We start from the raw sequence: 25,839 nt of genomic DNA, 5'->3' as shown, positions 1-25,839 counted from the left end.
GGGATGAAGCTGACGGCGTACGATATCTACCGCTTTCGACTCCCGCTCGTGCGTCCCCTTCGGCTGAAGGAGGGGCCGGTCGCTTTCCGGGAGGGATGTCTCGTGCGGTTGCGTGCGGCGGATGGGCGAGCGGGCTGGGGCGAGGTCGCGCCGCTTCCCGGTTTCAGCGCGGAGACGCTCGTCGCGGCGGCGGCGGACCTCGCGCGCGTGATCCACATATCGGGGCGCGAGGTGTGGCCGGACGAACCGGCAGCGCTGCTCCGGGCGCTCGGGGTGTGGATGGATGTGCTCGATCCGCTGCCCTCGGTCCGCTTCGGTCTCGAACTCGCGATGATGAACCTCTCCGCCGCCTCACGAGGCGAACACCTACCCTCGGCGCTCTCGCATCGGGCGCGCTCTTCGATCCCGGTGAACGCCCTGATCATGGACGATGCGGATCTCGAAGCGGCAACCGATCGGTTGCGGGCGGGCGGCTACGGCGTGATCAAGCTCAAGGTGGGGCGGCGACCGGTGGCGCGAGACGTCGAGCGGGTGCTGCGGGTGCGCGCGCGGCTCGGTCCGGACGTGTCCCTTCGCCTCGACGCCAACCGCGCGTGGGACCCGCCCACGGCGAGAGCCTTCGCAGACGGCGTGTGCGGCGCGCGGGTCGCCTATGTCGAAGAGCCGCTCGTGGATCCTGCCGGGCTTGGCCCCCTCGCGGCGCGCACGGGGTTGCCCGTCGCGCTCGACGAGACGATGCCGGGGCTCGATCCGAAGGCGCTCTCCGAGCATCGGTATGCCCGGGCGGTTGTCCTCAAGCCCACCCTGTGCGGCGGCCTTACGAAGACGCTCCGCCTGGCTGCTGCGGCGACGGCCCTCGGGATGACCCCGGTGCTGAGCTCGGCGTTCGAGTCCGGTGTCGGCACGCTCGGGGTGGCGGCGCTCGCGGCCTGTGCGGGGAGCGCAGAGACGGCGGCGGGGCTCGACACCTATCGGCGATTCCGGGAGGATGTGCTCGAGCTTCCGCTTACCCTCTCGAGCCGGATCTCGGTCGCCGAGCTCTGGGGCGCGCCTCATCGCGTGCGCCCGGACGCCCTCGAAACGATTGCGGGAGGACGCCTGTGAAGCACCCGGATCACACGGGAAACGAGATGCCGTGCCCGCTCCGCAAGTGGGCCGAAAACGCTCCGAGCCGCCCCGCCGTCCTCACCGCAAACGAGGTGGTGCGATACGGAGCACTCGACCGGCGCGTCTCGGCGGCAGCGGCGGGGCTCCGAGCGCGCGGGCTGCGGACCGGCGACCGCGTGGCGATGCTTTTTCCACCCGGCATCGAATATCTCACGATCATGCTCGCCCTCTTCCGGCTCGGGGCGACGGTGTGCCCGCTGAGCACGAGGTTGCCGGAGCGAGGCGTCAGGGAAGGGCTCCGTATCCTCGGCGCGCGCGCCCTGATCACCTCGAAATCCTTGCTCATCCCGGAAGTGGAAGTTCTTGCTCCGTCCGAATGCCTCGCCGGTGGAGCGCCGTCGACGAGACTTCATGCCCATTTTGAGCTTCACCGGCCGGCCACAATCGTGTTTACTTCCGGCAGTACGGGCGCGCCGAAAGCCGCCGTTCACTCATTCGGAAACCACTTTTTCAGCGCACTCGGTTCGAATATGAACCTTCCGCTTTCGCCGGATAGCCGGTGGTTGCTTTCTCTGCCGCTCTATCACGTCGGCGGGCTGGCGATTGTCTTTCGTTGTCTCCTCGCCGGGGCCGCCGTGGCGCTTCCGGGCCGCGCGCCGATGGGCGAGGCGCTTCGAAGGCTTGGCGTCACGCACGTCTCGATGGTTTCCACCCAGCTCCGGCGGTTCCTCCGGGAGGGGGGCGGCGGGCGCGATGGTTTGCGTGCGGTCCTCCTGGGCGGGAGCGCCATCCCGCCGGGCTTGATCGAGGCGGCGCACGCCGGAGGGCTCCCGCTTCATACCTCGTACGGACTCACCGAGATGGCCTCACAGGTGACGACGACGCCCCCCGGCGCGCCCCTCGAGACGCTCATGACCTCGGGCCGCACGTTGCCCTACCGCGAACTCCGCCTCGCCGGCGACGGTGAAGTGCTCGTACGGGGGGAGACGCTCTTCCTCGGCTACGTGACGGACGGCGACGTGCGCCTGCCTCTCGACGACGAAGGGTGGTTTCACACCGGCGACCTCGGGGCACGCGATGAAGACGGGTATGTGCGCATACTCGGGCGAAAGGACCACCTGTTCATTTCCGGTGGGGAAAACATTCAGCCCGAGGCCATCGAGCGCGCACTCTGCCGCATCGAGGGCGTGAGGCGCGCCGTCGTGACGCCGAAGCCGGATGAGGAGTTCGGCGCGCGTCCGGTGGCTTTCGTGGAGGTCGCTCCCGGTGGTCCCTCGGTCGAGGAGCTTCAGGCGAGACTTTCAGAGGAACTGCCGCGCTTCATGCTTCCGGTGTGTTACCTTCCCTGGCCCGAGGGCGGCGGTCAAAAAGGGCTCAAAGTCGACAGGGCCTTTTTCCGGTCGCTTGCCCTGCGTCAGACGGGAGCAAAGGAACCCGATTAAAGTTCTCACTGCCGTTCGTCGATACCTCAAGCCGCTGTCTCAGCCACCGATGGAACACCTACCTGAAAGGCATTTGCGGAGACCGTCCTGATTTTTCGGAAGCGGTTCCGGGAATGGTTCACGACCCCTACAATGGATACGAAAAGTCAATGATCTCAACGATAAAAACCGAACTTCAGGGCGAGCGGGTATTGTTGACCCCCCTGCAAATCGAGAATATCTATACGCATTTCGCCTGGAACAACGATCCTGAACTCAACATGCTCGACAGCGAACTCCCGTTCGTCGAGGAATCCTTCGGGGACTTCAAGCGCCGGTTCGAGGGTTTGCTCTTTCAGCCTTCGATGAACAGTCAGGACTTCGAGATCCACGACGAGGAGGGGAAGCTCATCGGAGTCGTCGAGATTTCAGACATCAGCGATCATAATCGCCACTGTTCCGTCAGCCTCACCATCGGCGACCGCGCGTACTGGGGCAAGGGATACGGCCGCGATGCGATGAAAGTGATTCTCGACTATTGTTTCGGCGTATTGAAGATGCACCGCCTCACGGCGGAAGCGTTCGAATACAACGATGCGTGGAAGCGTCTGGTCGAAGGGATGGGGTTCCACAAGGAGGGCACGATACGCGACTTCGTGTTCCGCGAGGGTCAGTACTGGGACAAGCACCTCTATGCCCTGCTCGATACCGATTATGCCTCGATGGGCCGGATGCCCGGGCCCACGGATTGAGGATTGGATGCGAGCGGTTTCCTCGGGAGGGAGGAAAGCAAAAAAGAGGGCGCTGACCATGACAGGCAGCGCCCTCTTGCGTTGTTTGCCGGAGACTTACTGGCGGATGTCGGTCACATCGAGAAAGGGAGAGAACCACCTCGGGCCCGAAGGACGTTCATCAACCTTCTGCAGCCGTTCGAGCCAGAAGACGAGGATGTCGTCCTGGAATTCGGGTTGAATGCTGTTGTTGAGGACCTCCTCGAGCATCCAGTCGACCGGCTTTGGTTGGTCGAAGGCCTCGGAGAGCACTTTCATCAGCCCGGGTTCTCCGAGCATTTCGCCCGAGCGCATCTGCTGTTCGACGAGACCGTCGGTATACGTCACGAGCGCGCTGTGGGGAGGCATCTCGATGGTGGTGTCCTTGAACTGGGCGTGCGGGTTCAAGCCGAGGACGAGATCGCTGTAGGTGACCACCTTCGCCTCTTCCCGGGTAACGAGAAGCGGGCGACAGTGGCCGGCATTCGTATACGTGATCCGGTTTTCCTGCGGCTCCCAGCGCATGAGCAGGAGTGAGGCGAACGTTTCCTCCATCGGCGGATCTTCCATGAGCACCTGGTTGACGCGCGTCATGAGTTCCGCGGGGGAGTGCGTCGTCTTGAGCATCGCGTGGAGGATGCTCCGCATGTAGGCGAGGAAGCTGAAGGCGTAAAACTTGGCTTGCAGCCCTTTGCCCATCACGTCGCCGATTGTGATGAAGTAGACGCCCGGTTCGGCTTCCGTCCAGTCGAAGAGGTCGCCGCCGCCGTGCTCGCGCGGGTGGTTGTGGAAGAACGTGCGGTAGCCGGGCGCCTGCGGCATACTCTTCGGCATGAGACGCCTGGAGAAGTCTTCCCCGATGCGGGCGTCGAGTTGGGTCTGGTAAAGGTTGGCGCGTTCGAGGAGGCGCTCCACGCGGGTGAGCAATTGCTCGATGTCGAACGGTTTCGTGATGTAGTCGTCGACGCCGGTGCGCATGCCTTTCAGGCGACTCTGTTCGTCTGCCTTGGCCGTCAGGAAGATGAACGGAATGGCGCGCGTCTCTTTGCGGTCTTGCAGCGCAGCCTGGAGGGCGAAGCCGTCCATCCTGGGCATCATGATGTCCGAGATGATCAGGTCGGGCAGGCGTTCGGCAATCTTGCCGAGCGCTTCTTCCCCGTTCGCCGCAGTGCGGACGTCGTATTGCTTGCTGAGGCGGTATTCCAGTAGCCTCAACAGCGTGTGCTCGTCTTCTACGACTAAAATGGAATAGGAAGCCATGGATCCTGATCTGCGGAGACGGAAAATTCAAGACAGTGCCACCCTCTCTCAACGCGGCTGTAAGAAAGATGCTCCGTACAAGCTTCGATCATCAGAAGGCCCATGCCGCGCTCGGGCAACGTTTCAAGCATCGATTCTCGTATACGCAAATTGGTGTCGAGGTCGAACCCGGCGGAATTGTCTCGGATGGCGCAATGGACACTTTTCCCGTTGGGGACGATGTCGATCAGGATTTGTGGCTCCCGATCCTGAAAATCTGCATGCTGCACGAGGTTGGCGACCCATTCGTGAATCGCCAGACGGAGCATGTGCAGGGTGTCGTCCTCGAAGACGGGAGGGAAAATTCCCTCGGCCTTCCAGTGATCGACCAGCGTGTGTACGCGCTCGATGACTGCGTTCAGATCGCTAAAGCGATACGTGACGGCGTCCATATCACTACAGGACAGGTGGTAGGGGGAAACCGGCGGGCGGGGCGTTCCCAGAGACGGCGCTCCGGCTCGGATCAAACGAGGGCTTCACGGGCCGCATCGACCGTCGGGAACTGTCGGAACACCTTGTACGTGCGTGTCAACTGCACGACCACTTGCACGGGCCGGGAGACCGACGCGAAGACGACCTGGCCTTCGAGCGGAGAGACCTGTCGATAGAGCGAGAAAATCGATCCGAGGCCGGTCGAGTCAAGGATGCCCGTGTCCGAGAAGTCGAGGATGAAGTTGCGGACGCCCTTGCGAACCTGTTCCTGACACGCGCTTTTAAACTCGGATGCGTTGCGGAAATCCAGCGCTTTTCCGATACGGATAATCACGGTTTCCTGATTGACGGGTTCGACCGAGAAGCTCATTGTGGATACTGGCATGACGGAGAGGGTCTGGTTTGGAACACAATGCCTGCGATGTATTATCGGCGACGTAGAGGGAAACTAAAGCAGCCACAGGAGTGGCTCCGTCTCCATTTCCGGCAGGTGCGATGAGGTCATCGAACGGATGCGCGGCAACGGAGGAAAGACGTCGGCCCAACATCGTATGCAGGCTATCACAAAGAGCAAGCCAGACTGCCTGCACGGCGCGGTGCGGAACCAGGGTGGGAAAGAGCGAAACCCTTCTTCGGAATCTCCTCGATCGAAACCATTTTCAAAAGGAAGCGGCTTTCGATAGGAAGCTCCGAGTTCGACCGATGGAACGGGCCGGGACGAGGGATGTTTATGCCGGAATAAAACCGATTTCAGGATGAAAAGAAAGTTTCGAGCGGGCATTTTAGGGGCGACGGGGGCCGTCGGGCAAAAATTCGTCGAGTTGCTCGAGGGGCATCCGTGGTTCGAGATCACGGCGCTGGCGGCTTCCGAGCGTTCGGCGGGGAAGCCGTATCGCGAGGCGGTGAACTGGATCGGGGCGGGTGAGATACCGGCAGGTATTGCCGCGATGACGGTCGAAAGTGCCACGCCGGACCTCGAGTGCGACTTCGTTTTTTCAGGGCTGGATGCCGCGGTGGCGGGGGACCTCGAAGAGCGTTTCGCACGGGCGGGCTATCCCGTCATCTCGAACGCCCGGAACCACCGGATGGACCCGGCGACGCCGCTCCTCATTCCGGAGGTCAACCCGGATCATACGGCGCTGATCGAACGGCAGTCGTGGGGTGACGGCTTCATCGTGACGAACCCGAATTGCTCGACCGTCGGGCTGGTGTGCGCCCTTCGTCCGCTCGTGGATGCCTTCGGGGTGGAGGCCGTCCAGGTGACTACGTTTCAGGCGCTCTCCGGGGCGGGCTATCCCGGGGTCTCCGCGCTCGACATCGTGGGCAACGTGACGCCGTACATCGGAGGGGAGGAGGAGAAGATGGCTTCGGAGCCGCGCAAGCTCCTCGGCACTCTTGCCCCCGAAGGCATTGCTCCGCTCGACGTCGCCATCAGCGCGCAGTGCAACCGCGTGCCCGTGCTCGAAGGGCATCTGGAATGCGTCTCGGTGAAGTTGAGACGCCCTGCCTCTGCCGAGGACGCCCGGCGCGCCTTCCTTGATTTCCGGAACCCCCTTGCCGATCGGAGCCTTCCCACGGCGCCGGAGCGTTTCCTCGAAGTCTTCGACGATCCCCGCTTCCCGCAGCCCCGACGTCACCTCGACCTCGGCGGGGGCATGACCGTTTCCATCGGCCGCATCCGTCCCTGCGAGGTGCTCGATCTCAAGTTCGTCGTGCTCGTGCACAACACCATCCGGGGCGCGGCGGGCGGCGCGGTGCTCAACGCCGAACTGCTCGTCAGTCAGGGCTATCTCAAACACCGGAAGCAAACCCTCACGGTGTGAATCTTCCGTCCGTCGCGGGCATCTCCCGCGGAGGGCATCAGTCGGGAACGCGCCATGACGAAAACGATTACGGTGCGCCGCGCGCGGCGAGAGGATGAGGCCACGCTGGCTTTCCTGTGGATCCAATTCCTTCAGGAGCAGACCGCCCTCGACCCTCGCTTCGCCATGGCGGAAGACGCGCTCGAACGGTGGCGGAACGACTTCCCGATGTGGCTCAACGACGAGTCGCGCCGGATCTTCGTCGCGGAGGCGGAGGGCCTCGCCGGCTTCGTGACGGCGCATCGGTGGTGGCCGCCGCCCATCTATGAAGAAGCCTCGGAAGTGTACGTGGACGAGCTGTACGTGGCGCCCGCATCCCGGCGGAGCGGCGTCGGGCGTCGGCTCGTCGAGGCCGTGAAGGCATGGGGCGGATCGCTCGGGGCGGACCGCCTGCGCCTGGGCATGCTCGCCGCTAACGAGAACGGCTTGCTTTTCTGGAAAAAGGTCGGCGCTCGTCCGTTTTCCGTCACCTTGACCATCGACCTCGAAGCGCAGCCGGGCGTCTCCGGAGCGCCGAAGCGGAAGCTCGGATTTTGAAGGGAACATTGGCAAACGCTCTCCGGTTTTCATGCGGCAGTCCGGCCCGGCCATTTGAGGTTTCTGTGGAGCTTTGGGGAGGGCTTGACAAGCGGGGCCGAAAGTTTGTATCATTTCGCCCCCTGGAAAAAGCGGGTGTAGCTCAGTGGTAGAGCATCACGTTGCCAACGTGAGGGTCGTGAGTTCGAATCTCATCACCCGCTCCGGTCGCCCTCAGATCGCCATATCGGCGGTTTGAGGGCTTTTTTTGTGATCGAGGGATGCTTATGAAGTCCGATTTCTGGGATCAACGCTTCGGCTCGGACGCGTATGCCTATGGCGTCGCCCCGAACACGTTTCTCGCCGAGCGCCTGCCCGCCCTTGTGCCGCCGCCCGCCGATGTGATCGAGCTTGGCGCGGGAGAGGGGCGAAACGCGGTTTTTTTCGCAGAGCAAGGCTATCGTGTGACGGCGCTCGACTATTCGCGCGCGGGCATCGAGAAGACGAAACGGCTGGCGGCGTCCCGGGGCGTTGCAGTGGAGACCATCCACGCGGACGTGCTCCGGTGGCGTCCGGAGCGCCGGTGGGACGCCGTGCTCCTCTCTTTCCTTCATCTGCCGCCTCCGGCCCGGCCCGCACTGTACCGGAAGATCCGGGAGATCCTCGCGCCGGGCGGCGTGCTCGTGGCGGAGTGGTTCCGGCCCGAGCAGATCACCGAAGGACACAAGAGCGGCGGCCCACCTCGCCTCGAAATGATGGTGACCGAAGAGGAACTGCGGTCGCATTTCCCCGAGGTCGGCATCCGAAGGCTCGAGTCCGTCACGCGAACGCTCGATGAGGGCGCGCATCATGCCGGGTCGGCGGCCGTGGTGCGGCTCGTCTGGCAGGCGCCGGAATAATTGCTTCCCCCGCGTGATCGGTCGGGCAACACCTCCTATATTCTCCTTCCGCGAGTGAACACGCCGGGCATTCCGGTACAGAGAGGACGATCGATTTATGAGCAGCGTACGAAAGCATCTTGTTCGAGACTTCCCTTCATGGCGCGTGACGGTGTGGGTCGCCCTGTTCGTGGCGATGTGCGGCCGTCCGCCGGAACCCGCGCATACGGCCCGCGCACAGGCGACGCCGGAGGACGCCCCCGGTCTCGTGATCGATTCGCTCGGCTTCGCGTTCGTCTCGATCGCCCCCGGCACCTTCATGATGGGCTATGACGAGGGCAAGAAGTATGAAGCGCCGGTGCACGAGGTGACGCTCACGAAACCTTTCGAGATCGGGAAATACGAGGTGACGCAGCGGCAGTGGAAGGCCGTGATGGGGACCGAGCCGTGGATCGGAAAGCAGTATGCCGAGATCGGGGACGAGGCGCCGGCGCAGGGCATCAGCTGGCTGACGGCGCAGTCCTTCCTCAGACGTCTCAATGCGAGCGACACCCTCCACACCTATCGCCTGCCGACGGAGGCCGAATGGGAGTACGTCGCCCGCGCGGGCACGGACTACTTTTTCGGCTATACGGACGTCCCCGATTCATTGTGTGCCTATGCGAACATCGCGGATCTGAGCGCGAAAGAGAAATTCCCCGAATGGGACAGCGCCCCGTGCACGGACGGTTTTGTGTTCGCCGCGCCGGTGGGGCGGCTTCGGCCGAACGCGTGGGGCGTGCACGACATGATCGGCAACGTGTGGGAGTGGGTCGCAGACTGGTACGGCCCGTATCCCGAAGGTCCGGTGATCGACCCGAAGGGACCGCCCGATGGCGACCGCCGCTTGCTTCGGGGCAACAGCTGGGACGCACTCGTGCGCGGGGCGCGCGTCTCGAACCGGTTCGTCATGGATCCGAGGGAAAACTCCGTGCTCTTCGGCTTTCGAATCGTGCGGGAATCCCGGCGCGACTCTTAGGGCGTTCGTCCGGTCACGGATCGAGGGCGGGGCGCATCTGAGGAGGGGGCGAACTCCGTAACGATCACGCTCGTACACATACCCATCGTGATGCGACGCGGTACCCTTCACGCAATACACTCGGGATTATGGCGGAAGAGATCCATTTCATCCTCAACGACGTGGACGTTCGCACCACCGCACCGCCGGGCATGCTCGCGCTCGATTTCCTTCGCCGAAACGTGCGTCTCACGGGCACGAAGGAAGGCTGTCGTGAGGGGGACTGCGGCGCGTGCGTCGTGCTCGTGGGCATTCTCGAAGACGGAGCCGTCCGGTACGAGCCCGTCACCTCGTGCCTCCTGCCGCTCGGCGAACTCCACGGACGTCATCTCGTCACCATAGAGGGACTCGAGGGCGAGGCGCGCAAGGGCACGGCCGACACCCCGGTGCAATCCGCCATCGTAGACGAGGGCGCCACGCAGTGCGGCTTCTGCACGCCGGGCATCGTCGTCTCGATGACGGGGATGCTCATGGAAGCCGGGGGGGCGGTGGACCGCGAGCGTGTGAAGACGGCGCTCAGCGGGCATCTCTGCCGGTGCACGGGCTATCGCTCGCTCAAGGCCGCCGGAGATCGCCTGGCCGCCGTGGTGGGGGAGCGGACGGGCGTCGAGGCGCTCGTGGACGACGGACGGCTGCCCGCCTATTTTCAGGACGTCCCGGCGCGCCTGGCGGCCATCCCGGCGCCCGTGCACGGGAACGGAACGGCGGAGCCCATCCCCATCGCCGGTGGGACGGATCTTTACGTGCAAAGAGGTGATGCGCTGCCGACGACGCCGGTGCGGGTGCTCAACCGCTCCGCCGAATGGAAGGGGGTCGCACGGGAGGCGGGCTTCCTCCGCGTCGGCGCGCTCACGACGTTCGAAGCATTTGCCCGAAGCCCGGAAGTGCGCAGCGTGTTGCCCCGCATAGACCACTATATGCGACTCATCGCCTCGTGGCAGATCCGCAACCGCGCCACGCTCGGCGGCAACGTCGTCAATGCCTCGCCCATCGGCGACCTCTCGATTCTTCTCCTGGCCCTCGACGCCCGCCTCGTCCTCCGCGACGGCGCGTCGTCGCGCACGGTCCCGATCCGCACCTTCTACCGGGGATACAAGACGCTCGACAAATCACCCGCCGAGATGCTTGCCGAGATCCTCATTCCGATCCCGGAATCGGGTGCGCGCGTCAACTGGGAGAAGGTCTCGAAGCGGAAACACCTCGACATCGCCTCGGTCAACGGCGCGATGCGGGTGCGCGTCGAGGACGGCGTCATCGTGGAGATGGGATTGGCGTGCGGGGGGGTCGCGCCGGTGCCGCTTTTTCTGAAAGAGACGAGCCGGTATTTTCTCGAGAAGCCCGTCACCGTGCCGGTGGTGCGGGGGGCTTTCCCGGTCCTTCAGGCGGAGATCGCGCCCATCACGGACGTCCGGGGAAGCGCGGCATACAAGCGTCTGCTCGCCCGTCAGATCCTCATCGCGCACTTTACCCGGCTCTTTCCTGAAATCATCACCGCGAGGGCTTTTTATGAAGAACGTTGAAGCGCCAGGGCACACGCGGGGCGCCTCCCGGTACGTGGACGACGTGCCGCCGCCCGCCGAGATGTTGCACGCCGCCGTGTACGGCTCACCGGTGGCGCACGGGGTGGTGCGCGCGGTGCATACCGGGGCGGCGCGGGCCGTCGAGGACGTCGTGGCCGTGCTTACCGCCGCCGACGTCCCGGGCGAGAATCAGATCGGTTCGATGATCCCGGATGAGCCGCTTCTGGCCGAAGGTGCGGTGCATTACGAGGGACAGCCGGTGGCCGTCGTGGTGGCGCGGACGCCCGAGGCGGCGCGTCGGGGCGTGGCCGCGATGACGATGGACGTCGAGCCGCTGCCGGTCATCACCGATCCCCGAGAGGCCTATGCACAAGGCCGCATCATCGGCGCACCGCGCACGTTCACGTTCGGCGACGTGGAGCGTGCGTGGGATGCGTGCGACGTGATCGTCGAGGGCACGGTGGAAGTCGGCGGTCAGGAGCACGTCTACCTCGAAACGCAACGCGCCCGAGCCATCCCGCTCGAAGGCCGGCGCATGCGTGTGTGCTCGTCCACGCAGAGCCCGTACGCGGGACAGCGCACCATCGCGCGCATCCTTGGCCTCGCGCATCACGACGTGGAGGTGGACGTGCAGCGGCTCGGTGGGGGCTTCGGCGGGAAAGAGGATCAGGCGACGCCGTGGGCCTGCTTCGCCGCGCTCGCCGCCGCTCATACCGGCAAAGCCGTCGAAATCGTGCTCCGCCGTGACGAAGACCTTCGCATGACCGGCAAGCGCCATCCGTATGTCTCCGAGTTTCGGCTCGGCCTGACGAAATCCGGGAAGATCCTCGCCTATGACGTGCGGCATTTCCAGAATGCGGGCGCAGCGGCGGACCTCTCGCCCGCCGTCCTCGAACGAACCCTCTTCCACAGTACGAACGCCTATTTCGTGCCGAACGCGCGCATCTTCGGCGTCTCGTGCCGGACGAACCTCACGCCGCATACCGCCTTTCGCGGCTTCGGCGGGCCGCAGGGGATGTTCGTGCTGGAATGCGCCCTTGCGAAAGCGGCGGAAGCGCTCGGGCGGCCGCGCGAGGAGATCCAACGTCGCAACCTCCTCGTCGACGGAGACGTGTTCCCGTACGGGCAGACCGTCGAGCGCGGTCGGGCCGTGCGCACCTGGGAAGAGGCCGACGCGGCCTTCGACTTCGAGGCCGTCGCGCGGAGGGTCGAGGCGTTCAACGCGGCGCATTTCGAGCAGAAGAAGGGCTTTGCCGTCATGCCCGTCTGCTTCGGCATCTCTTTCACGACGACGTGGATGAATCAGGCGAGCGCGCTCCTTCACGTCTACACCGATGGGAGCGTGAGCTTGACCACCGGCGGCATCGAGATGGGGCAGGGGCTGTATACGAACCTCATCCTCGTGGCTTCCCGGGCGTTCGGCATCCGGCCCGAACGCATCCACTGCGAAAGCACGAACACGACGCGCGTCGCGAACATGTCGCCGAGCGCCGCAAGCGCCACGACGCTCCTCAACGGCAACGCCGTTCTCGCCGCCGTCGAACAGATCATGGCGCGCCTCCGAACGGTTGCGGCGGAAGAGATGGGCCTCGCGGACCCGGATCGGGTCACGATGGAGGGGGAAAAAGTTTATTATGACGGGCGCGCGACCGAGTGGGACTGGGAACGCCTCGTTTCCGCGGCGTATTTCCGGCGCGTCTCCCTCTCGGCCCACGGCTTTTATGCCACCCCGAACATCCATTTCGATAAGACCAGGGAGCAGGGCAGCCCGTTTGCCTATCACACGTACGGAACGGCTCTCGTCGAGGTGACGCTCGATGCGCTCCTCGGCACGTACGAGATCGATGCGGTGAAGATCGTCCACGACCTCGGACGCACACTCAACCCGCTCATCGACCTCGGGCAGGTGGAAGGCGGGCTGGCGCAGGGCCTCGGGTGGATGACGATGGAGGATCTCCGGTGGGACGATGACGGCCACCTCCTTTCTCATGCCCTGGCCACATACAAGGTGCCCGACGTGTACTTCATGCCGGACGACCTCGAAGTGCGCTTCCTCGAAAACGCCGACGAGCCGACCGGGCCGTATGGGAACAAGGCCGTCGGCGAGCCGCCGCTCATGTATGGTCTCGGCGTCGTGTTTGCCCTCCGTCGCGCGATGCGGGCTTTCCGTTCGGACGCCGACTTCCCGCTGGTTGCCCCGTTGACGCCGGAGCGCGTGCTCATGGCCCTTCATCCGGAGGCGAAGGACTTCTCGGCGGAGGTGGCGCTTCGGGTAAACGGCGCGGCGTCCGAGGAGGTGCGGAGGGAAGCATGACGCCGTCCGTGCTCTCACCTCGCACCTTCTGGGAAGCCGTGGACGCCCGTCTTCGGGCCGGAGGAAAGGTCTTCGCCGCGTTCGTGGTCGCGCACACCCGGCATTCGCCGGGCACGACCGGCGCGCGCATGATGGCGACGGCAGACGGATCTCTATGGGGCACCATCGGCGGGGGGATCATGGAGCGGAACGTGGCGGCGCGGGCGCGGGCGGCGCTTGCGGAAGGACGCTTCGCGCCGACGGTCGAGACGCTCCGGCATCGAGAACGTGGGCCGGGTCGGAAGTCGGGGATGATCTGTGCGGGGGAACAGACGAACCTTTACGTGCTCCTGGACCCCGATGCCGCGGGCGCGACCGTCCGGCGTATCGCCGAGGCGTTCGGGCGCGGCGCAGACGGCGCGATCACGATCGCGCCCGAAGGACTGCGCTTCGAGGAAGGGACGCGCGCGCCGGGAGGGAAACGCTTCACCTTCGAGCGCGCCGGACAGGCCTGGCGGTATGAGGAGCGGCTCTTCAACCCGCGTCGCCTCGCCATCCTCGGGGACGGACACTGCGGCCGGGCGCTCGCGAGGCTCATGCGGCGGCTCGACTTCGAGGTCGTCGTCTTCGACACGCGCCCCGGCCTCCCCGGGCGCGACGAGGTCGAAGACCGGGGCGCCTTCGTTCTCCTCGACGACTACCGCGAGGCCGGCGAGCGGATCCTCGCGCCCGAGCTGACGTCCGTCGTGGTCATGACCACCGACTTTGTCTCCGATGTGCGCGGGCTTCTCGGCGTCGTCGGCGGGCCGTTCCCCTTGATCGGTGTGATGGGAAGCCCGGCCAAGATCGAACGGATCAAACAGTCGCTTCGGGAGGCGAACGTGTCCGAGTCCGAGATCGCCCGCCTGCACGCGCCGGTGGGGTTGCCCATCGGAAGCGACACGCCCGAGGAAATTGCCGTCAGCGTGGCGGCACAGCTCCTTCAGGCATGGAAAACCGGTTTCGGATCCGAGAAACGCTGACTTTTTCACCATGAGCACGCCCGAGTTTGCCGTCAGGAGCAGCCGCGTCGTGACGCCCGAGGGCGTGCGCGAGGCCGTCGTCGTGATCGGCGGCGGGCGCATCCTCGACGTCGTCGCGGCGCATGAGACGCCGTCGGGGCTGCCGGTGCGGGAGGCGGGCGACCGCGTGGTGATGCCGGGCCTGGTGGACGCGCACGTGCACGTCAACGAGCCGGGGCGGACGGCGTGGGAGGGCTTCGCATCGGCCACGCGGGCGGCGGCGGCGGGCGGCATCACGGCCATCGTCGACATGCCGCTCAATTCCGACCCGGTGACGACCACGGTCGAGGCGCTCCGGGTCAAAACGGCGGCGTCGGAGGGGAAGCGCTGGGTGGACGTCGGCTTTTACGGCGGGCTCGTCCCGGAGAACGCGTCGGCCCTCGCCCCGTTGCTCGGCGCGGGCGTGCTCGGCGTGAAAGCCTTCCTCGTCCCCTCCGGCCTCGACGCGTTCCCTTCCGTGCGGTGGTCCGACCTCCGCGCCGCGATGCCCGTTATTGCACGTCAAAAAACCCTTCTGGTGCATGCGGAACGGATGAGGGACCATGAACGGAGGGGCGAACCCGGAGTCGCCCGGCGATACGATGATTATGCCGCCTCTCGACCGGAAGCGTGGGAGCGGGCGGCGATCCGGGAGATGATCGAGCATGTCCGCGCGACCGGGTGCCCGGTCCACATCGTGCACCTCGCGGCGGCCTCGGCGGCGCCGATGCTCGAAGCCGCGCGCCGGGAGGGCCTGCCGATCACCGTCGAGACGTGCCCGCACTACCTCTTCTTCTCGGCCTCAGACGTGCCCGACGGCGACACACGTTTCAAATGCGCCCCGCCGATCCGCGACGAAGCGAACCGCGAAGGATTGTGGGCGGCGCTCCGCTCCGGCGTCATCGACTTCATCGCGTCCGACCATTCTCCCTGTCCGCCTGCCCTCAAGCATCTGGAGACGGGGGATTTTCGGAGCGCATGGGGCGGCATAGCGTCGCTTCAATTGAGCCTCCCGGCGTTTTGGACGGCGGCGCGGGCGCGGGGCTGCTCGGTGGCCGACGTGGTGGAATGGATGAGCCGTCGGCCGTCGGTCTTTCTCGGTCTCGCCGCACGGAAGGGGAGCCTCGCGCCGGGGCAGGAGGCGGACCTGGTCGTATGGGACCCCGAGGCAACCTTCACCGTTGCGCCGGAGCGGCTCTTCCATCGTCATAAAGAGACGCCGTACGCCGGAAAGTGCCTCTACGGTGTCATCGAGAAAACGTATCTTCGCGGGCGCCTCGTCTATGACCGAGGCCGCATCGTCGGGGAGGCGAGGGGGACGATCCTCCGCGCCTCGTGAACGAGATACTCGAAAAGTCGGAGACGATTCGGCGCGTCCGTTCGCAGGGGAGGATGAGGCGCGCATCGTATTTCGCATTGCGAAAGGATTGCCTCATACCGGCTCTCGAAATTAACCGTGCAGGAGCGCCTTGCGAATCGCAGCCTGAAGCCTTCGCGGTCGCCGGCGCCGACGCACGCTCATTCTGAAGCGTTGGTAATGTTTACGAAAAATGCACTACGCACTACGAAATTCGTCCCCGGGATGATCGGTCCTCTCGTTTGTAGAAGCCTTAAATTTTGAGCGATAGCCATGAACCATTCAAACGAAGCGATACCTTTGTCGGGTCTGGTGGATCTGGCCTCGGAGCGGCTCGGAGGCCGGGCGCTTGCGGCGAGCGATGAGTTTTTCGCCCCAAAAGAGAACCTGCTCAAGCCCGGGCGGGGCGTCTTCGTTCCGGACAAGTACACCGACCGGGGGAAGTGGATGGACGGCTGGGAGTCTCGGCGGAAACGCGGACCGGGGCACGACTGGTGCGTGATCCGGCTCGGGTTCACCGGGGTCATTCGCGGCGTGGACGTGGACACGAACCATTTTCTGGGCAATCACCCGCCTTTTGCCTCGCTCGAGGCTGCGCTTCTTCCCGGCGCCGTCTCCGCCGAGGACGCGCTCGATGAGGCCGTCGCATGGACGGAGATCGTCCCGTGCTCGCCGCTTCGACCCGGGGCGCAGAACCTCATGGCCGCCGTTCGGGAGGGCGTCTGGAGCCATGTGCGCCTCAACATTTTCCCCGACGGCGGGGTGGCGCGGTTGCGGGTGTACGGGACGGTCGCGCCGGACTGGTCCGCGATGCCCGAGGACGGGCTCGTCGATCTCGCGGCGCTCAAGAACGGCGGCGTCGCCGTGCTGTGCAGCGACATGTTCTTCAGCGACATGAACAACCTCATCATGCCCGGCCCGCCCGCAGACATGGGGGACGGATGGGAGACGCGACGCCGGCGAGGGACGGGGCACGACTGGATCGTCGTCCGTCTCGGCGCACCCGGACGCGTGGCCCGGGTGCTCGTCGATACGACCCATTTCAAGGGCAATTATCCGGATGAATGTTCGCTCGAAGGCGTGTATCTTCCCGACGCAAGGCCCGAGGTCTTCCTCCGCGACGACCTCGACTGGCGCCCGGTGCTTCCGAAGACGAAGCTTCGCCCGGACACGGTGCATGCATTCGAGGATCTTCCCGAGAGCGAAGTATGCACGCACGTGCGGCTGAACATCTTCCCGGATGGCGGTGTGGCTCGTCTTCGCGTCTTTGGTCGCCGCGACGTTTGAATCGCTCACCCGCAATCACACGCACCCATGACCCCCGGTCTCGAAGCGCTCAATCGCCTCCCGGAAGCCTCCGCGCGCGACGCCTTTCTTCGGTGTTGCGGTTCCGATCGGTGGGCGGAAGCCATGACGGCGAGACGTCCGTTCCCGGACGAGGACGCCCTTTACGAGGCGGCGCGTGCGGTGTGGCGGAAACTCGGGCCTGCGGACTGGCTCGAAGCGTTTGCCGCGCACCCGCGCATCGGCGACCTCGAACACCTGCGCGAGCGCTTCGCTTCCACACAAGCGTGGGCGGCGGGCGAGCAGGGCAGCGTTGCCGCGGCGACGGAGGAGGAACTCCGGCGGCTCGCCGAGGGCAACCGGCGCTATGAAGAGCGCTTCGAGTTCCTCTTCATCGTGTGCGCCACGGGAAAGAGCGCGGGCGAGATGGCTTCGCTCCTCGAAGCGCGTCTGTCGAATGAGCCCGGAGAGGAGCTTCGCATCGCCGCGGGAGAACAGGAGAAGATCACCCGCATCCGGTTGCAAAAACTTTTGTCCGAGGAACGATGACGATATGAAAGAAAGCTTGTCGAAAACGCAGGCGGGGGTGCTCATGGAACGGTTGCGGGCGGCGAACGCCCGCGTTGCGGAGCGGTATCCCGGCGATTCGGAGCGGCGTCAGCCCGTCCACACCGTGTACGGAGGCGCGCATCTCTTCAGGGTGGAAACGCCCCGGAAGATGGGGCAGGTGGCGCTTCGGGCATTGCGCACGTATGCGCCGACGTTCCTCGACCTCGCGCACGCAATGGAGCTTCCGGGCCACGAGGAGTTGCCGCACGGCGAAGCGGAGGCGGCCCGGCTCCGGTCCGTTTTATCCGAATCCGGCGAGCGCGCGCGAGAAGAGCATCCCGCCGCGTGGCTGGCCGAGACGGTCTACCGGCGCGTGGCGGAGAAGCTCACGCGGGAGCCCGTCGAAGACTTCCGCATCGACTTCGAGGACGGTTTCGGCAACCGGCCCGATGCCGAGGAGGACGCCGAGGCGGTGCGGTGCGCCTCCGAGGTGGCGCGCGGACAGCGGGAAGGTGCGCTTCCGCCGTTCCTCGGCATCCGCATCAAGCCCCTGAACGAAGAGCGGAAAGAACGCGCTGTCCGCACGCTCGATCTCTTCGTCACACACCTCTGTGCAGAGACCGGGGGCCGCCTGCCGGAGCACTTCGTCGTCACCCTGCCGAAAGTGACGCATCCCGAACATGTCGCCGTGCTCGCGGATCTGCTCGAAGCGTTGGAGGCCAGGCTCGGCCTCGCGCCGGAGTCGCTCCGCCTCGAACTCATGGTCGAGACCCCGCAGTCGATCCTCGACGGTGAGGGGCGGTCGCCGCTGCCCGCGTTCGTGACGGCGGCTCGGGGGCGGTGTGTGGCGGCGCATTTCGGCGTTTACGACTATACGGCCTCGCTCAACATCACCGCCGCGCATCAGAGCATGACGCATCCGGCCTGCGACTTCGCGCGGCACGCGATGCAGGTCGCGCTTGCCGGCGCCGGGCTCTGGCTCTCCGACGGCGCGACGAACGTGTTGCCCGTGGCCCCGCACCGCGCAGACGGACGGCCCTTGACCGAGGCACAGGCGCGGGAAAACCGAGAAGCCGTCCATCGCGCCTGGCGCATCAACGCCGCGCACATCCGCCATTCGCTCCGCCACGCTTATTATCAGGGATGGGATCTGCATCCGGCGCAGCTCCCGGTGCGGTACGCCACGGTCTTCGCCTTCTTCCTCGACGGCTTCGAGGCTGCCGCCGTCCGCCTCCGCAATTTCATCGAAAAGGCGGCGCAGGCTACCCTCGTCGGCGACGTGTTCGACGATGCCGCGACGGGTCAGGCGCTGCTCAACTACTTCCTCCGCGCCGTCAACTGCGGGGCCGTCACCGAAGCCGAGACGGCGCGCACCGGCCTCACGCTCGAAGAGATCCGGACGCGGTCGTTCTATCGCATCCTCGAAGGACGTCGCCGGGCGGCGGACGTCTCGTCTGCCGGTTCATGAACCCACGAAAGCCATGCCGCACACCATCTCTACGCACGTGCTCGATACCGTCCTCGGCATCCCCGCCGGGGGCCTCTCCGTGACGCTCGAACGCCGGACGGAAGGCGGATGGGAGGAGGTCGGCGGCGACGTCACCGACGACGACGGGCGCATCGGCGACCTCCTCGGCGGCGCGAGCCTCTCGCCGGGCGTCTACCGCGCCACGTTCGACGTCGGGTCGTATTTCGAGGAAGCCGGGCGGGAGCATTTTTACCCGCTCGTCTGCATCGTCTTCGACATTTCATCGGCAGAGCGCCACTATCACGTGCCGCTCTTGCTCAGTCCTTTCGGATACACAACCTATCGGGGGAGTTGACCATGAACGTTGCGCTCGCAAAGAATCGATACGGAAAAAAAAGCGTCCGCGTCCTGAAGGTGACGCACGGTGTGGAACGGCACGAGGTGCGTGAGGTGAGCGTCGACGTGATGCTCGAAGGCAACCTCGAAGAGGCATATGTGAAAGGAGACAACCGGCTCGTGCTTCCCACGGATACGATGAAGAACACCGTGTACGTGTGGGCAAAGGATCACCCGATCGATCCGCTCGAAGCGTTTGCGAGCGGCCTCGCGGCCCATTTCCTCGATACGTTGCCCCACATCACGCGGGCGGAAGTGTCGGTTTTCGAGCGCCGGTGGGTGGCGATGCCGGTGACGACGGAGGCGGGGGGGATGGAACGGCATCCCCATGCGTTCCACCGCGTCGGTCCGGAGACGCCGATGACCCGCGTCACCCGCACGCGCGAGAGCCTGAGGGTGGCCTCCGGGATCCGGTCGTTTCCCATCATGAAATCCACGAAGTCGGGATTCTCGAATTTTCTCCGCGACCCCCTGACGACGCTCCGAGACGCCGCCGACCGCGTGTTCGCTACCAGCCTCGACGCAACGTGGGTCTATGCCGGCTCCTCGCTCGACTATAACGCCTGTCGACAGACGATCCGGCAGGCCCTGTGCGACCGGTTTGCCGCGCACGAGAGCCTCTCCGTACAGCATACCCTCTATGCCATGGGAGAAGCCGCCCTGGCCGCATGTGACGCCATCACCGAGATCAACCTCGTGATGCCGAACAAGCATTACCTCCACGTCGATCTGACCCCCTTCGGGAGGGACAACCCGAACGAAATCTTCCTGCCCATCGACGAACCTTCCGGGTACATCGAAGGGACCGTCCGCCGGGAAGGGTGAGCGGCCTCGCCCTTCGACTTGCGTCCGTGGGCTCCCTTCGGTCGCGTCCGTGGGGCTCGCAGGGTTCGCCGTCAGGGAAGCACGGTGTTCGCCGATGGCCTGCGGCCACGAACCGTTTCGACCACGCGGCTCAAACGTGATCGGGCGGCCGGATCGGCTCGACCTCCCCACGCGCGAGCTTCTCCTGGTATTCGCGCCATGTCATGTGCGGGATCTCCGAAGGGACCTCCTTCATGGTAATGCAGCCGCTCACGGGACATACGAGTGAGCACAGGTTGCATCCGACGCACGTTTCCCGGTTGATCTCGTACAGGTTCACGTATCCCGCACCCGCGCCGGCGATGACTTCGTGACCTCCGCTGTGCGCCACGGCCGTAGTGCTTCCGTTGGAGAGGATCGTTTCGGCAAAGACCGGGACGGGCATCTCGGACCGGCGAATCGACTGGTGCGCGCCGTCCTCGCAGGCGATGAAGCACAGCCCGCAATGGATGCACGTGTTCTGGTCGATCTCGGCGACGACCTTGTGCCCGAGGTCGAGGTCGGCCCAGTCACCGATGCGGGGGACGGAGAGGCCCACGAAGTCGTCGAGGGTGGCAAAGCCTTTCTCGCGCATCCAGTTTTCGAGGCCGGAGATCAGGTGCTCGACGATGCGGAAGCCGTAGTGCATGGCGGCGGTGCACACCTGCACGTTGCCCGCGCCGAGGAGGAGAAACTCGACGGCGTCCTGCCAGGCCTGCACGCCGCCGATGCCGGAGACGGGCAGGGCAATGCCCGGATCGGCGGCGATCTGGTGGACCATGTTCAGCGCGATGGGTTTGACCGCCGGGCCGCAGTACCCGCCATGCGAGCCGCGACCGGCCACGTCGGGCCTGGGCGCAAACGTGTCGAGATCGACGCCCATGATCGAGTTGATCGTGTTGATGAGCGAGAGGCCGTCGGCTCCCCCTTCGCGGGCGGCGCGGCCCGTGAAACGGATGTCCGTGATGTTCGGCGTCAGCTTCACGAGCACCGGGGTCTCGGCGACCTCCTTCACCCACTCCGTGACCATGCGCGTGTATTCAGGCACCTGACCCACCGCCGAGCCCATGCCCCGTTCGCTCATCCCGTGCGGACAGCCGAAATTGAGCTCGAGCCCGTCGCATCCGGTGTCCTCGACGCGCCTGACGACGTCGTGCCAGGCCTCACGGTTCGATTCCACCATGAGCGAGACCACCACGGCATGGTCGGGAAATTCGCGCTTGATCTCGCGGATCTCTCGGAGGTTCACTTCGAGCGTGCGGTCCGTGATGAGCTCGATGTTGTTGAAGCCCATGATCTTGCGCCCGTCATAATCGACGGCTCCATATCGGGAGGAGACGTTCACGATGGGCTCGTGGCTCAGGGTTTTCCACACCGCGCCGCCCCATCCGGCTTCGAAGGCCCGGCGCACCTGATAGGCGGAGTTCGTCGGCGGGCCGCTTGCCAGCCAGAAGGGGTTCGGCGAGGTGATGCCGGCCACGTTGGCGGTCAGGTCGGGGTGACGCATGGTTTCTTCGGGATGATGACGTGAGAAGGGTTCGCGGTCAGGTCGTTCGCCACGGTTGAACCTCGTATCGGACCCACGGCTCGACCTCGTGCTCGTGTGCGAGGATCCAGGGTTGATACGAACGGTCGTCGTTGGCGCGGCCCTTTTTTCGTTCGAGAACGCTCTGATGCACGACGGGGCGGTCCGACCGGCGCGGGTTCCACGCGCGGACTTTCCGACGATAGAACTTCGTCAGCCCCTTTTTTCGGGAGTCGTGCATGAAGCCGTCGGCGTCCTCGGCGATCTTCACCTTATGCCGCGGGAAGAGGTGAAGCCCGTGTGCGACGGCTTTCTGCGTCATCCACACGAGCGGGATGTCGGAGAGGTTGGATTCGGCGTAGCCGCCGCCGACGTCCGTATGCATGCCCATGAACCACACCTGTCGGACGGTCTGATAGTCGAGCACTTCGGGTTCCCACAGGACGGGGTGAAACGTCCGCCGCTCGTCGTCGATGGCCAGGGCGTGATAGGCGTTCTCGACGCTCGGGCTGAGGCTGAAGTTGTGGAAGCGATGCCGGAAGCCGGGGATGCCGTCGAGGATCAGGCTCGCCGCCTTGAATGGAAGGCCGAGCGCGGCCACGGTGTCGAAGCATCCGATGAACGTGATCCGGGTCCACATCGTGTGATGCCGCTCCACGAAGGCAACCGCCCGCCGCGTTCGTTCGTCGTTGTCCTCGATCTTGTAAATCTTGTACGCCCGGTCGATCAGTTCCGGGCGCGACTGCGGGAGGATGCCGAAGTAATGGATGAAGCTCGAAAGACTCCGTACGGTGGAAGCCCCCCGGCTGAAGCCGAAGAGGAAGAGGCGGTCTCCGGCCCGGAAATGCTCGAAGATGAACCGGTAACAGTCTTTGATGTTGCGGGAGATCCCGCGTCCCCCGACGTTGCCCGTGATCTTCCGAGCGCCCGTGCCGAGGCCTCGATCATAAAAGGCGACTTGCCGGGCGGTCCGGTCTTCGAGCATATTGAACAGCTTGTATATGTTGGTGTTGTGACCCACTCCGCCTTCCTGTCCCGTCCCGTCCGAGAAAACGACGATGTTCTTTGCCATGGCTCGCTCCGATTCGTCAGGTGAAGGTTCCGGGGGAAGGGGCGCGAGGCCCCGTACTTCCTTCTCACGAAACCGGGCGCGCTTCACGAGCCGCGTCGGTTCTTATCGGTCCCGCATGAATCGTGGTCGTTTTTTGATAAATGAGGTTGGCTTTCGGCTACCTGTTTCCTTTGAATGGAACATGTGCTTCCGGGTAGTCGGGGTTGGCTTATTGAAGAAGGTGTCCGCCGGCGCGCCCTTGTCAGGCTGAGGCGTGGAGCATCGCGTCGATCCCCCGAGCGGCTCTTTTGCCTTCCGCGACGGCGTCGACGATCTCGGCGCCTCTGGAAGTGCAATCTCCGCCTGCGAAGAGGCCGGGCGCGCCCGTGAAACCGGTCTCGGGATCCACGAGGAGCCGTCCGCCTTCGATGCGGAGTCCGGGCGTTTGCCGAAGAAGACCAAGGATCGGCGTTTGCCCGAGCGCCTTCACGGCCATGTCGCACGGGAGGACGAATGCGCTCCCGGGAACCGGCGTGAGCGCCGATGAACGTCCGTTGCCCTCGCTCTCGACCCGCACGAGCCGCACGCCGGTGAGCCGTCCGTCCTCGGCTTCGAAGCCGACGGGCTGCACGTTCCACAGAAACCGGATGCCGTCCTTTTTGGCGAGTTCGTACTCATAGGCGAACGCGGGCATCGCTTTCTCCGTCCTCCGGTACACCATCGTGACGGACTTTGCGCCGAGGCGGACGGCCTCCGTCGCCACGTCGACGGCCGTGTTGCCTGCGCCGATGACCACCACGTGCTCGCCGACCACGCACTCGGTCAGGGGGCCGGTGTGGGTCTGGAAAATGAAGTCGAGCGCTTCCCACACGCCGGCCGCGTCCTCGCCGGGGAGGCCGAGCGACGCCGTGCTCCCGAGCCCGAGGCCGAGGAAGACGGCGTCGTACGTCTCCCGGAGTTCGGCCAGTTTGGCCGCATCGACAGGCGTGCGGTACCGGATCTCGACGCCCATGTCGAGGATCGGCTCGAGCTCCTTGAGCGCCAGCTCGGTGGAGATCTTGTAGGCGGCGATGCCCAGCGTGTTCAACCCGCCCGCCACGTCTCGGGCTTCGAAGACGGTGACGGCGTGTCCGGCTTTCCGAAGCTCATGCGCGCACGTGAGGCCGGCAGGCCCCGCGCCGACGACGGCCACCCGCTTTCCCGTGTCCGGGCCGGGCTCGAAAAAGCGCAGGCCCCGGTCCGTTGCGTAATCCGTGGCGTACCGCTGAAGGCGACCAATCTGAACGGGGCTTTTGAGCAGGGTCCGATCCACACACGCGCCCTCACAGAGCACCTCGGTCGGGCAGGCGCGCGCGCACGAACCACCGAAGATGTTCTCCGCAAAGATGGTCTCCGCCGCACCGGCGGGGTTGTCGTGCAGGATCTGCCGGATGAACCGGGGCACGTCGATGCGCGTCGGGCAGGCGCGCGTGCACGGGGCGTCGAAGCAGAACAGGCACCGCGACGCCTCCGCCACCGCCTCGTCGCGGGCATAGGGCGCATGGAGATCGGCGAAGTTCTCGGCAAGCGTTTCGGCGGATAGTTTCGTTCGTTCGACCATGGCGCGGCGGGTTCGGTTCATCGAAACAAAGGTCCTCGAAAAGGGGCTTCACGACATCCAGTTCGACTGGTGTTCGTTCGACCATTTCGTGGTGATTTTTTTCGTTTTCGACCAGAAATCGATGGCCGTCGGACCGGTGATGTCTCCGCCTCCGAAGCTCGAATCGTTCCACCCGCCGAAGGCGAACGGCTCGCGGGGGACGGGCACGCCGATATTCACGCCGACCATTCCGGCGGAGGCGCGATCTGCGAAATACTGCGCCGCGCCTCCGGAGGAGGTATAGATGGCCGCCGCATTGCCGTACGGGTTGGCGTTCTCGATGGCGAGGGCCTCGTCGAGCGATTCGCACCGGATGATGGTGAGGGTGGGGCCGAAGATCTCATCGCAGGAGGCTTCGTGGTCGGGCGAGGCGTGGTCGATGATGCTCGCGCCGAGGTACTTCCCGCCCGGCGGGGCGTCTTCGGCGACGGCGTGACGGCCGTCGAGCGTGAGGCGCGCGCCATGGGCTTCGGCCCGGTCGAGGTAGCCGGTGATGCGCTCGTACGCGCGTTCATTGATGATTGCGCCGAGGTCGCGACCGGCGCGGAGGGCCGCCATCTTCTCACGGATGCGGTCGAGGATGTGCTCGACGTCGCCGACGGCGAGGAGCACGCTCGCGGCCATGCATCGCTGCCCCGCACAGCCGGTGACGGAGGAGACGACGTTCGAGGCGGTCATCTCGGGATCCGCGTCCGGCGCCACGACGAGGTGATTCTTCGCCCCGCCGAGCGCGCGCACGCGCTTGCCCGCGGCCGTGGCGCGCGCGTACACCTTACGCGCCACACGCGTCGAACCGACGAAGCCCACGGCGGCGATGCCCGGATGGTCACAGATGGCCTCGACGACCTCCCGGTCGCCGTGGACGACGGAGAAGATGCCGTCGGGGAGTCCCGCTTCCCGAAGGATGCGGGCGATTTCGAGGGCGGAGAGCGGGGTCTGCTCACTCGGCTTGAGGATGAACGCGTTCCCGAGGCCGATCGCCATGGGGATCATCCACAGCGGGACCATGAAGGGGAAGTTGAAGGGTGTGATGCCCGCCGTCACGCCGAGCGGCACACGCGCCGTTTTGCACTCGACGCCCCGGCTCACTTCGAGCACGCTTCCGGCGGCGATCTGCGGCAGGCTCGCGGCGAACTCGAGACATTCGACCGCCCGCAGAATGCTCCCCCGAGATTCCGCCAGGGTCTTTCCGTTCTCCTCGGTGATGCGCTCGGCGAGCGCGTCGAGCTCGTCTTCGATGATGGCTTTTGCGCGGAAAAAAACCTGCACACGGTCTTTGAGCGGCAGGTCGGCCCACGCCGGTTGCGCTTCGGCGGCGGCCTTCACGGCGGCGTCGAGGTCGGCGGCGGTGGAGAGCGGCGTGTGCGCGAGGACCTCGCCGGTGAGCGGCGCCGTGACCGGCAACGTGCGGTCCGAGGCGCTCTTGACGGCGCGTCCTCCGATGATGTTGGCCAGGGTCTCGACGGTGATGGATTGGGTAATCATGGCTGCGCTCTCATCTGATGAATGAAGGAAGGGGAGCCTCGCGGGGC

At 65.3% G+C, this 25,839-nt stretch carries 23 protein-coding genes and 1 tRNA gene; 17 read left to right on the top strand and 7 right to left on the bottom strand.

Annotation, left to right across the window (positions count from 1 at the left end; translation table 11 throughout):
* The first annotated feature begins 3 nt into the window (after positions 1–3).
* The 3 genes from menC (at position 4) to AC1HIY_RS05490 (ending at position 3,280) form a co-directional block, all read left to right on the top strand.
* Entirely contained in the window at positions 4–1,104 is a 1,101-nt protein-coding gene (gene menC / locus AC1HIY_RS05500) for an o-succinylbenzoate synthase (RefSeq protein WP_479575711.1), read from the top strand.
* Positions 1,101–2,549: an o-succinylbenzoate--CoA ligase gene (gene menE / locus AC1HIY_RS05495; protein ID WP_479575710.1), complete on the top strand. Its 1,449-nt coding sequence runs from the start codon at positions 1,101–1,103 to the stop codon at positions 2,547–2,549. Before menC ends, menE begins: the two co-directional genes overlap by 4 nt.
* Before the next feature lie 149 nt (positions 2,550–2,698).
* On the top strand, positions 2,699–3,280 hold the full coding sequence (locus AC1HIY_RS05490; protein WP_479575709.1) for a GNAT family N-acetyltransferase: 582 nt from the start codon (positions 2,699–2,701) through the stop codon (positions 3,278–3,280).
* A 96-nt stretch (positions 3,281–3,376) separates the two neighbouring features.
* Here AC1HIY_RS05490 and AC1HIY_RS05485 read toward each other — a convergent pair whose 3' ends face one another.
* The 3 genes from AC1HIY_RS05485 to AC1HIY_RS05475 all read right to left on the bottom strand — a co-directional run bounded on the left by AC1HIY_RS05485 (position 3,377) and on the right by AC1HIY_RS05475 (position 5,414).
* Complete coding sequence (locus AC1HIY_RS05485) at positions 3,377–4,558, bottom strand: PP2C family protein-serine/threonine phosphatase (RefSeq protein WP_479575708.1); 1,182 nt, start codon at positions 4,556–4,558, stop codon at positions 3,377–3,379.
* Positions 4,537–4,989: an ATP-binding protein gene (locus AC1HIY_RS05480; RefSeq protein WP_479575707.1), complete on the bottom strand. Its 453-nt coding sequence runs from the start codon at positions 4,987–4,989 to the stop codon at positions 4,537–4,539. The genes AC1HIY_RS05485 and AC1HIY_RS05480 overlap by 22 nt, the downstream gene beginning before the upstream one ends.
* A gap of 71 nt (positions 4,990–5,060) precedes the next feature.
* Positions 5,061–5,414 (bottom strand): STAS domain-containing protein, encoded by a 354-nt coding sequence (locus tag AC1HIY_RS05475; RefSeq protein ID WP_479575706.1) that lies wholly within the window; start codon positions 5,412–5,414, stop codon positions 5,061–5,063.
* 370 nt (positions 5,415–5,784) lie between these two features.
* Between AC1HIY_RS05475 and asd the strand changes: the two genes are divergently transcribed.
* The 14 genes from asd to pucL all read left to right on the top strand — a co-directional run bounded on the left by asd (position 5,785) and on the right by pucL (position 20,074).
* Complete coding sequence (gene asd, locus AC1HIY_RS05470; protein ID WP_479575705.1) at positions 5,785–6,852, top strand: aspartate-semialdehyde dehydrogenase; 1,068 nt, start codon at positions 5,785–5,787, stop codon at positions 6,850–6,852.
* Between the two features lie 54 nt (positions 6,853–6,906).
* Complete coding sequence (locus AC1HIY_RS05465) at positions 6,907–7,428, top strand: N-acetyltransferase family protein (RefSeq protein ID WP_479575704.1); 522 nt, start codon at positions 6,907–6,909, stop codon at positions 7,426–7,428.
* Positions 7,429–7,559: 131 nt separating this feature from the next.
* A tRNA-Gly gene (locus AC1HIY_RS05460) sits at positions 7,560–7,631 on the top strand.
* A 63-nt stretch (positions 7,632–7,694) separates the two neighbouring features.
* On the top strand, positions 7,695–8,306 hold the full coding sequence (locus tag AC1HIY_RS05455; protein WP_479575703.1) for an SAM-dependent methyltransferase: 612 nt from the start codon (positions 7,695–7,697) through the stop codon (positions 8,304–8,306).
* 97 nt (positions 8,307–8,403) lie between these two features.
* A complete protein-coding gene (locus AC1HIY_RS05450) occupies positions 8,404–9,303 on the top strand; it encodes a formylglycine-generating enzyme family protein (protein ID WP_479575702.1) in 900 nt (299 codons plus the stop codon).
* A gap of 128 nt (positions 9,304–9,431) precedes the next feature.
* Complete coding sequence (locus AC1HIY_RS05445) at positions 9,432–10,862, top strand: FAD binding domain-containing protein (protein ID WP_479575701.1); 1,431 nt, start codon at positions 9,432–9,434, stop codon at positions 10,860–10,862.
* On the top strand, positions 10,849–13,176 hold the full coding sequence (locus tag AC1HIY_RS05440; protein WP_479575700.1) for a xanthine dehydrogenase molybdopterin binding subunit: 2,328 nt from the start codon (positions 10,849–10,851) through the stop codon (positions 13,174–13,176). Before AC1HIY_RS05445 ends, AC1HIY_RS05440 begins: the two co-directional genes overlap by 14 nt.
* An 8-nt stretch (positions 13,177–13,184) precedes the next feature.
* Positions 13,185–14,177, top strand: a complete 993-nt coding sequence (locus tag AC1HIY_RS05435; protein ID WP_479575699.1) for an XdhC family protein — start codon at positions 13,185–13,187, stop codon at positions 14,175–14,177.
* A gap of 10 nt (positions 14,178–14,187) precedes the next feature.
* Complete coding sequence (gene allB, locus AC1HIY_RS05430; RefSeq protein WP_479575698.1) at positions 14,188–15,534, top strand: allantoinase AllB; 1,347 nt, start codon at positions 14,188–14,190, stop codon at positions 15,532–15,534.
* 291 nt (positions 15,535–15,825) lie between these two features.
* Complete coding sequence (gene alc, locus AC1HIY_RS05425; RefSeq protein WP_479575697.1) at positions 15,826–16,839, top strand: allantoicase; 1,014 nt, start codon at positions 15,826–15,828, stop codon at positions 16,837–16,839.
* Between the two features lie 27 nt (positions 16,840–16,866).
* The gene (gene uraD / locus AC1HIY_RS05420; RefSeq protein ID WP_479575696.1) at positions 16,867–17,385 is read left to right on the top strand and encodes a 2-oxo-4-hydroxy-4-carboxy-5-ureidoimidazoline decarboxylase; all 519 of its coding nucleotides are present in this window, start codon (positions 16,867–16,869) and stop codon (positions 17,383–17,385) included.
* Between the two features lie 4 nt (positions 17,386–17,389).
* Positions 17,390–18,853 carry a DUF6986 family protein gene (locus AC1HIY_RS05415; protein ID WP_479575695.1) on the top strand — a complete coding sequence of 488 codons (1,464 nt, stop codon included), beginning with the start codon at positions 17,390–17,392 and terminating at the stop codon, positions 18,851–18,853.
* Between the two features lie 13 nt (positions 18,854–18,866).
* A complete protein-coding gene (uraH, locus tag AC1HIY_RS05410; RefSeq protein ID WP_479575694.1) occupies positions 18,867–19,208 on the top strand; it encodes a hydroxyisourate hydrolase in 342 nt (113 codons plus the stop codon).
* Positions 19,209–19,210: 2 nt separating this feature from the next.
* The gene (gene pucL, locus AC1HIY_RS05405; protein WP_479575693.1) at positions 19,211–20,074 is read left to right on the top strand and encodes a factor-independent urate hydroxylase; all 864 of its coding nucleotides are present in this window, start codon (positions 19,211–19,213) and stop codon (positions 20,072–20,074) included.
* A 130-nt stretch (positions 20,075–20,204) separates the two neighbouring features.
* Here the strand turns inward: pucL and preA are convergent, their stop codons facing one another.
* From preA to AC1HIY_RS05385, 4 genes are all read right to left on the bottom strand, one after another.
* Complete coding sequence (gene preA, locus AC1HIY_RS05400) at positions 20,205–21,599, bottom strand: NAD-dependent dihydropyrimidine dehydrogenase subunit PreA (RefSeq protein ID WP_479575692.1); 1,395 nt, start codon at positions 21,597–21,599, stop codon at positions 20,205–20,207.
* 37 nt (positions 21,600–21,636) lie between these two features.
* Entirely contained in the window at positions 21,637–22,689 is a 1,053-nt protein-coding gene (locus tag AC1HIY_RS05395) for a DUF2235 domain-containing protein (RefSeq protein ID WP_479575691.1), read from the bottom strand.
* A 241-nt stretch (positions 22,690–22,930) separates the two neighbouring features.
* Positions 22,931–24,268 carry an NAD(P)-dependent oxidoreductase gene (locus AC1HIY_RS05390; protein ID WP_479575690.1) on the bottom strand — a complete coding sequence of 446 codons (1,338 nt, stop codon included), beginning with the start codon at positions 24,266–24,268 and terminating at the stop codon, positions 22,931–22,933.
* Positions 24,269–24,316: 48 nt separating this feature from the next.
* Entirely contained in the window at positions 24,317–25,792 is a 1,476-nt protein-coding gene (locus AC1HIY_RS05385; RefSeq protein ID WP_479575689.1) for a CoA-acylating methylmalonate-semialdehyde dehydrogenase, read from the bottom strand.
* Positions 25,793–25,839 lie beyond the last annotated feature (47 nt).

The sequence above is a fragment of the Rhodocaloribacter sp. genome (assembly GCF_056451265.1).
Note: the sequence above shows the minus strand (reverse complement) of the source record. Positions and strands in the feature narration are given on the sequence as shown.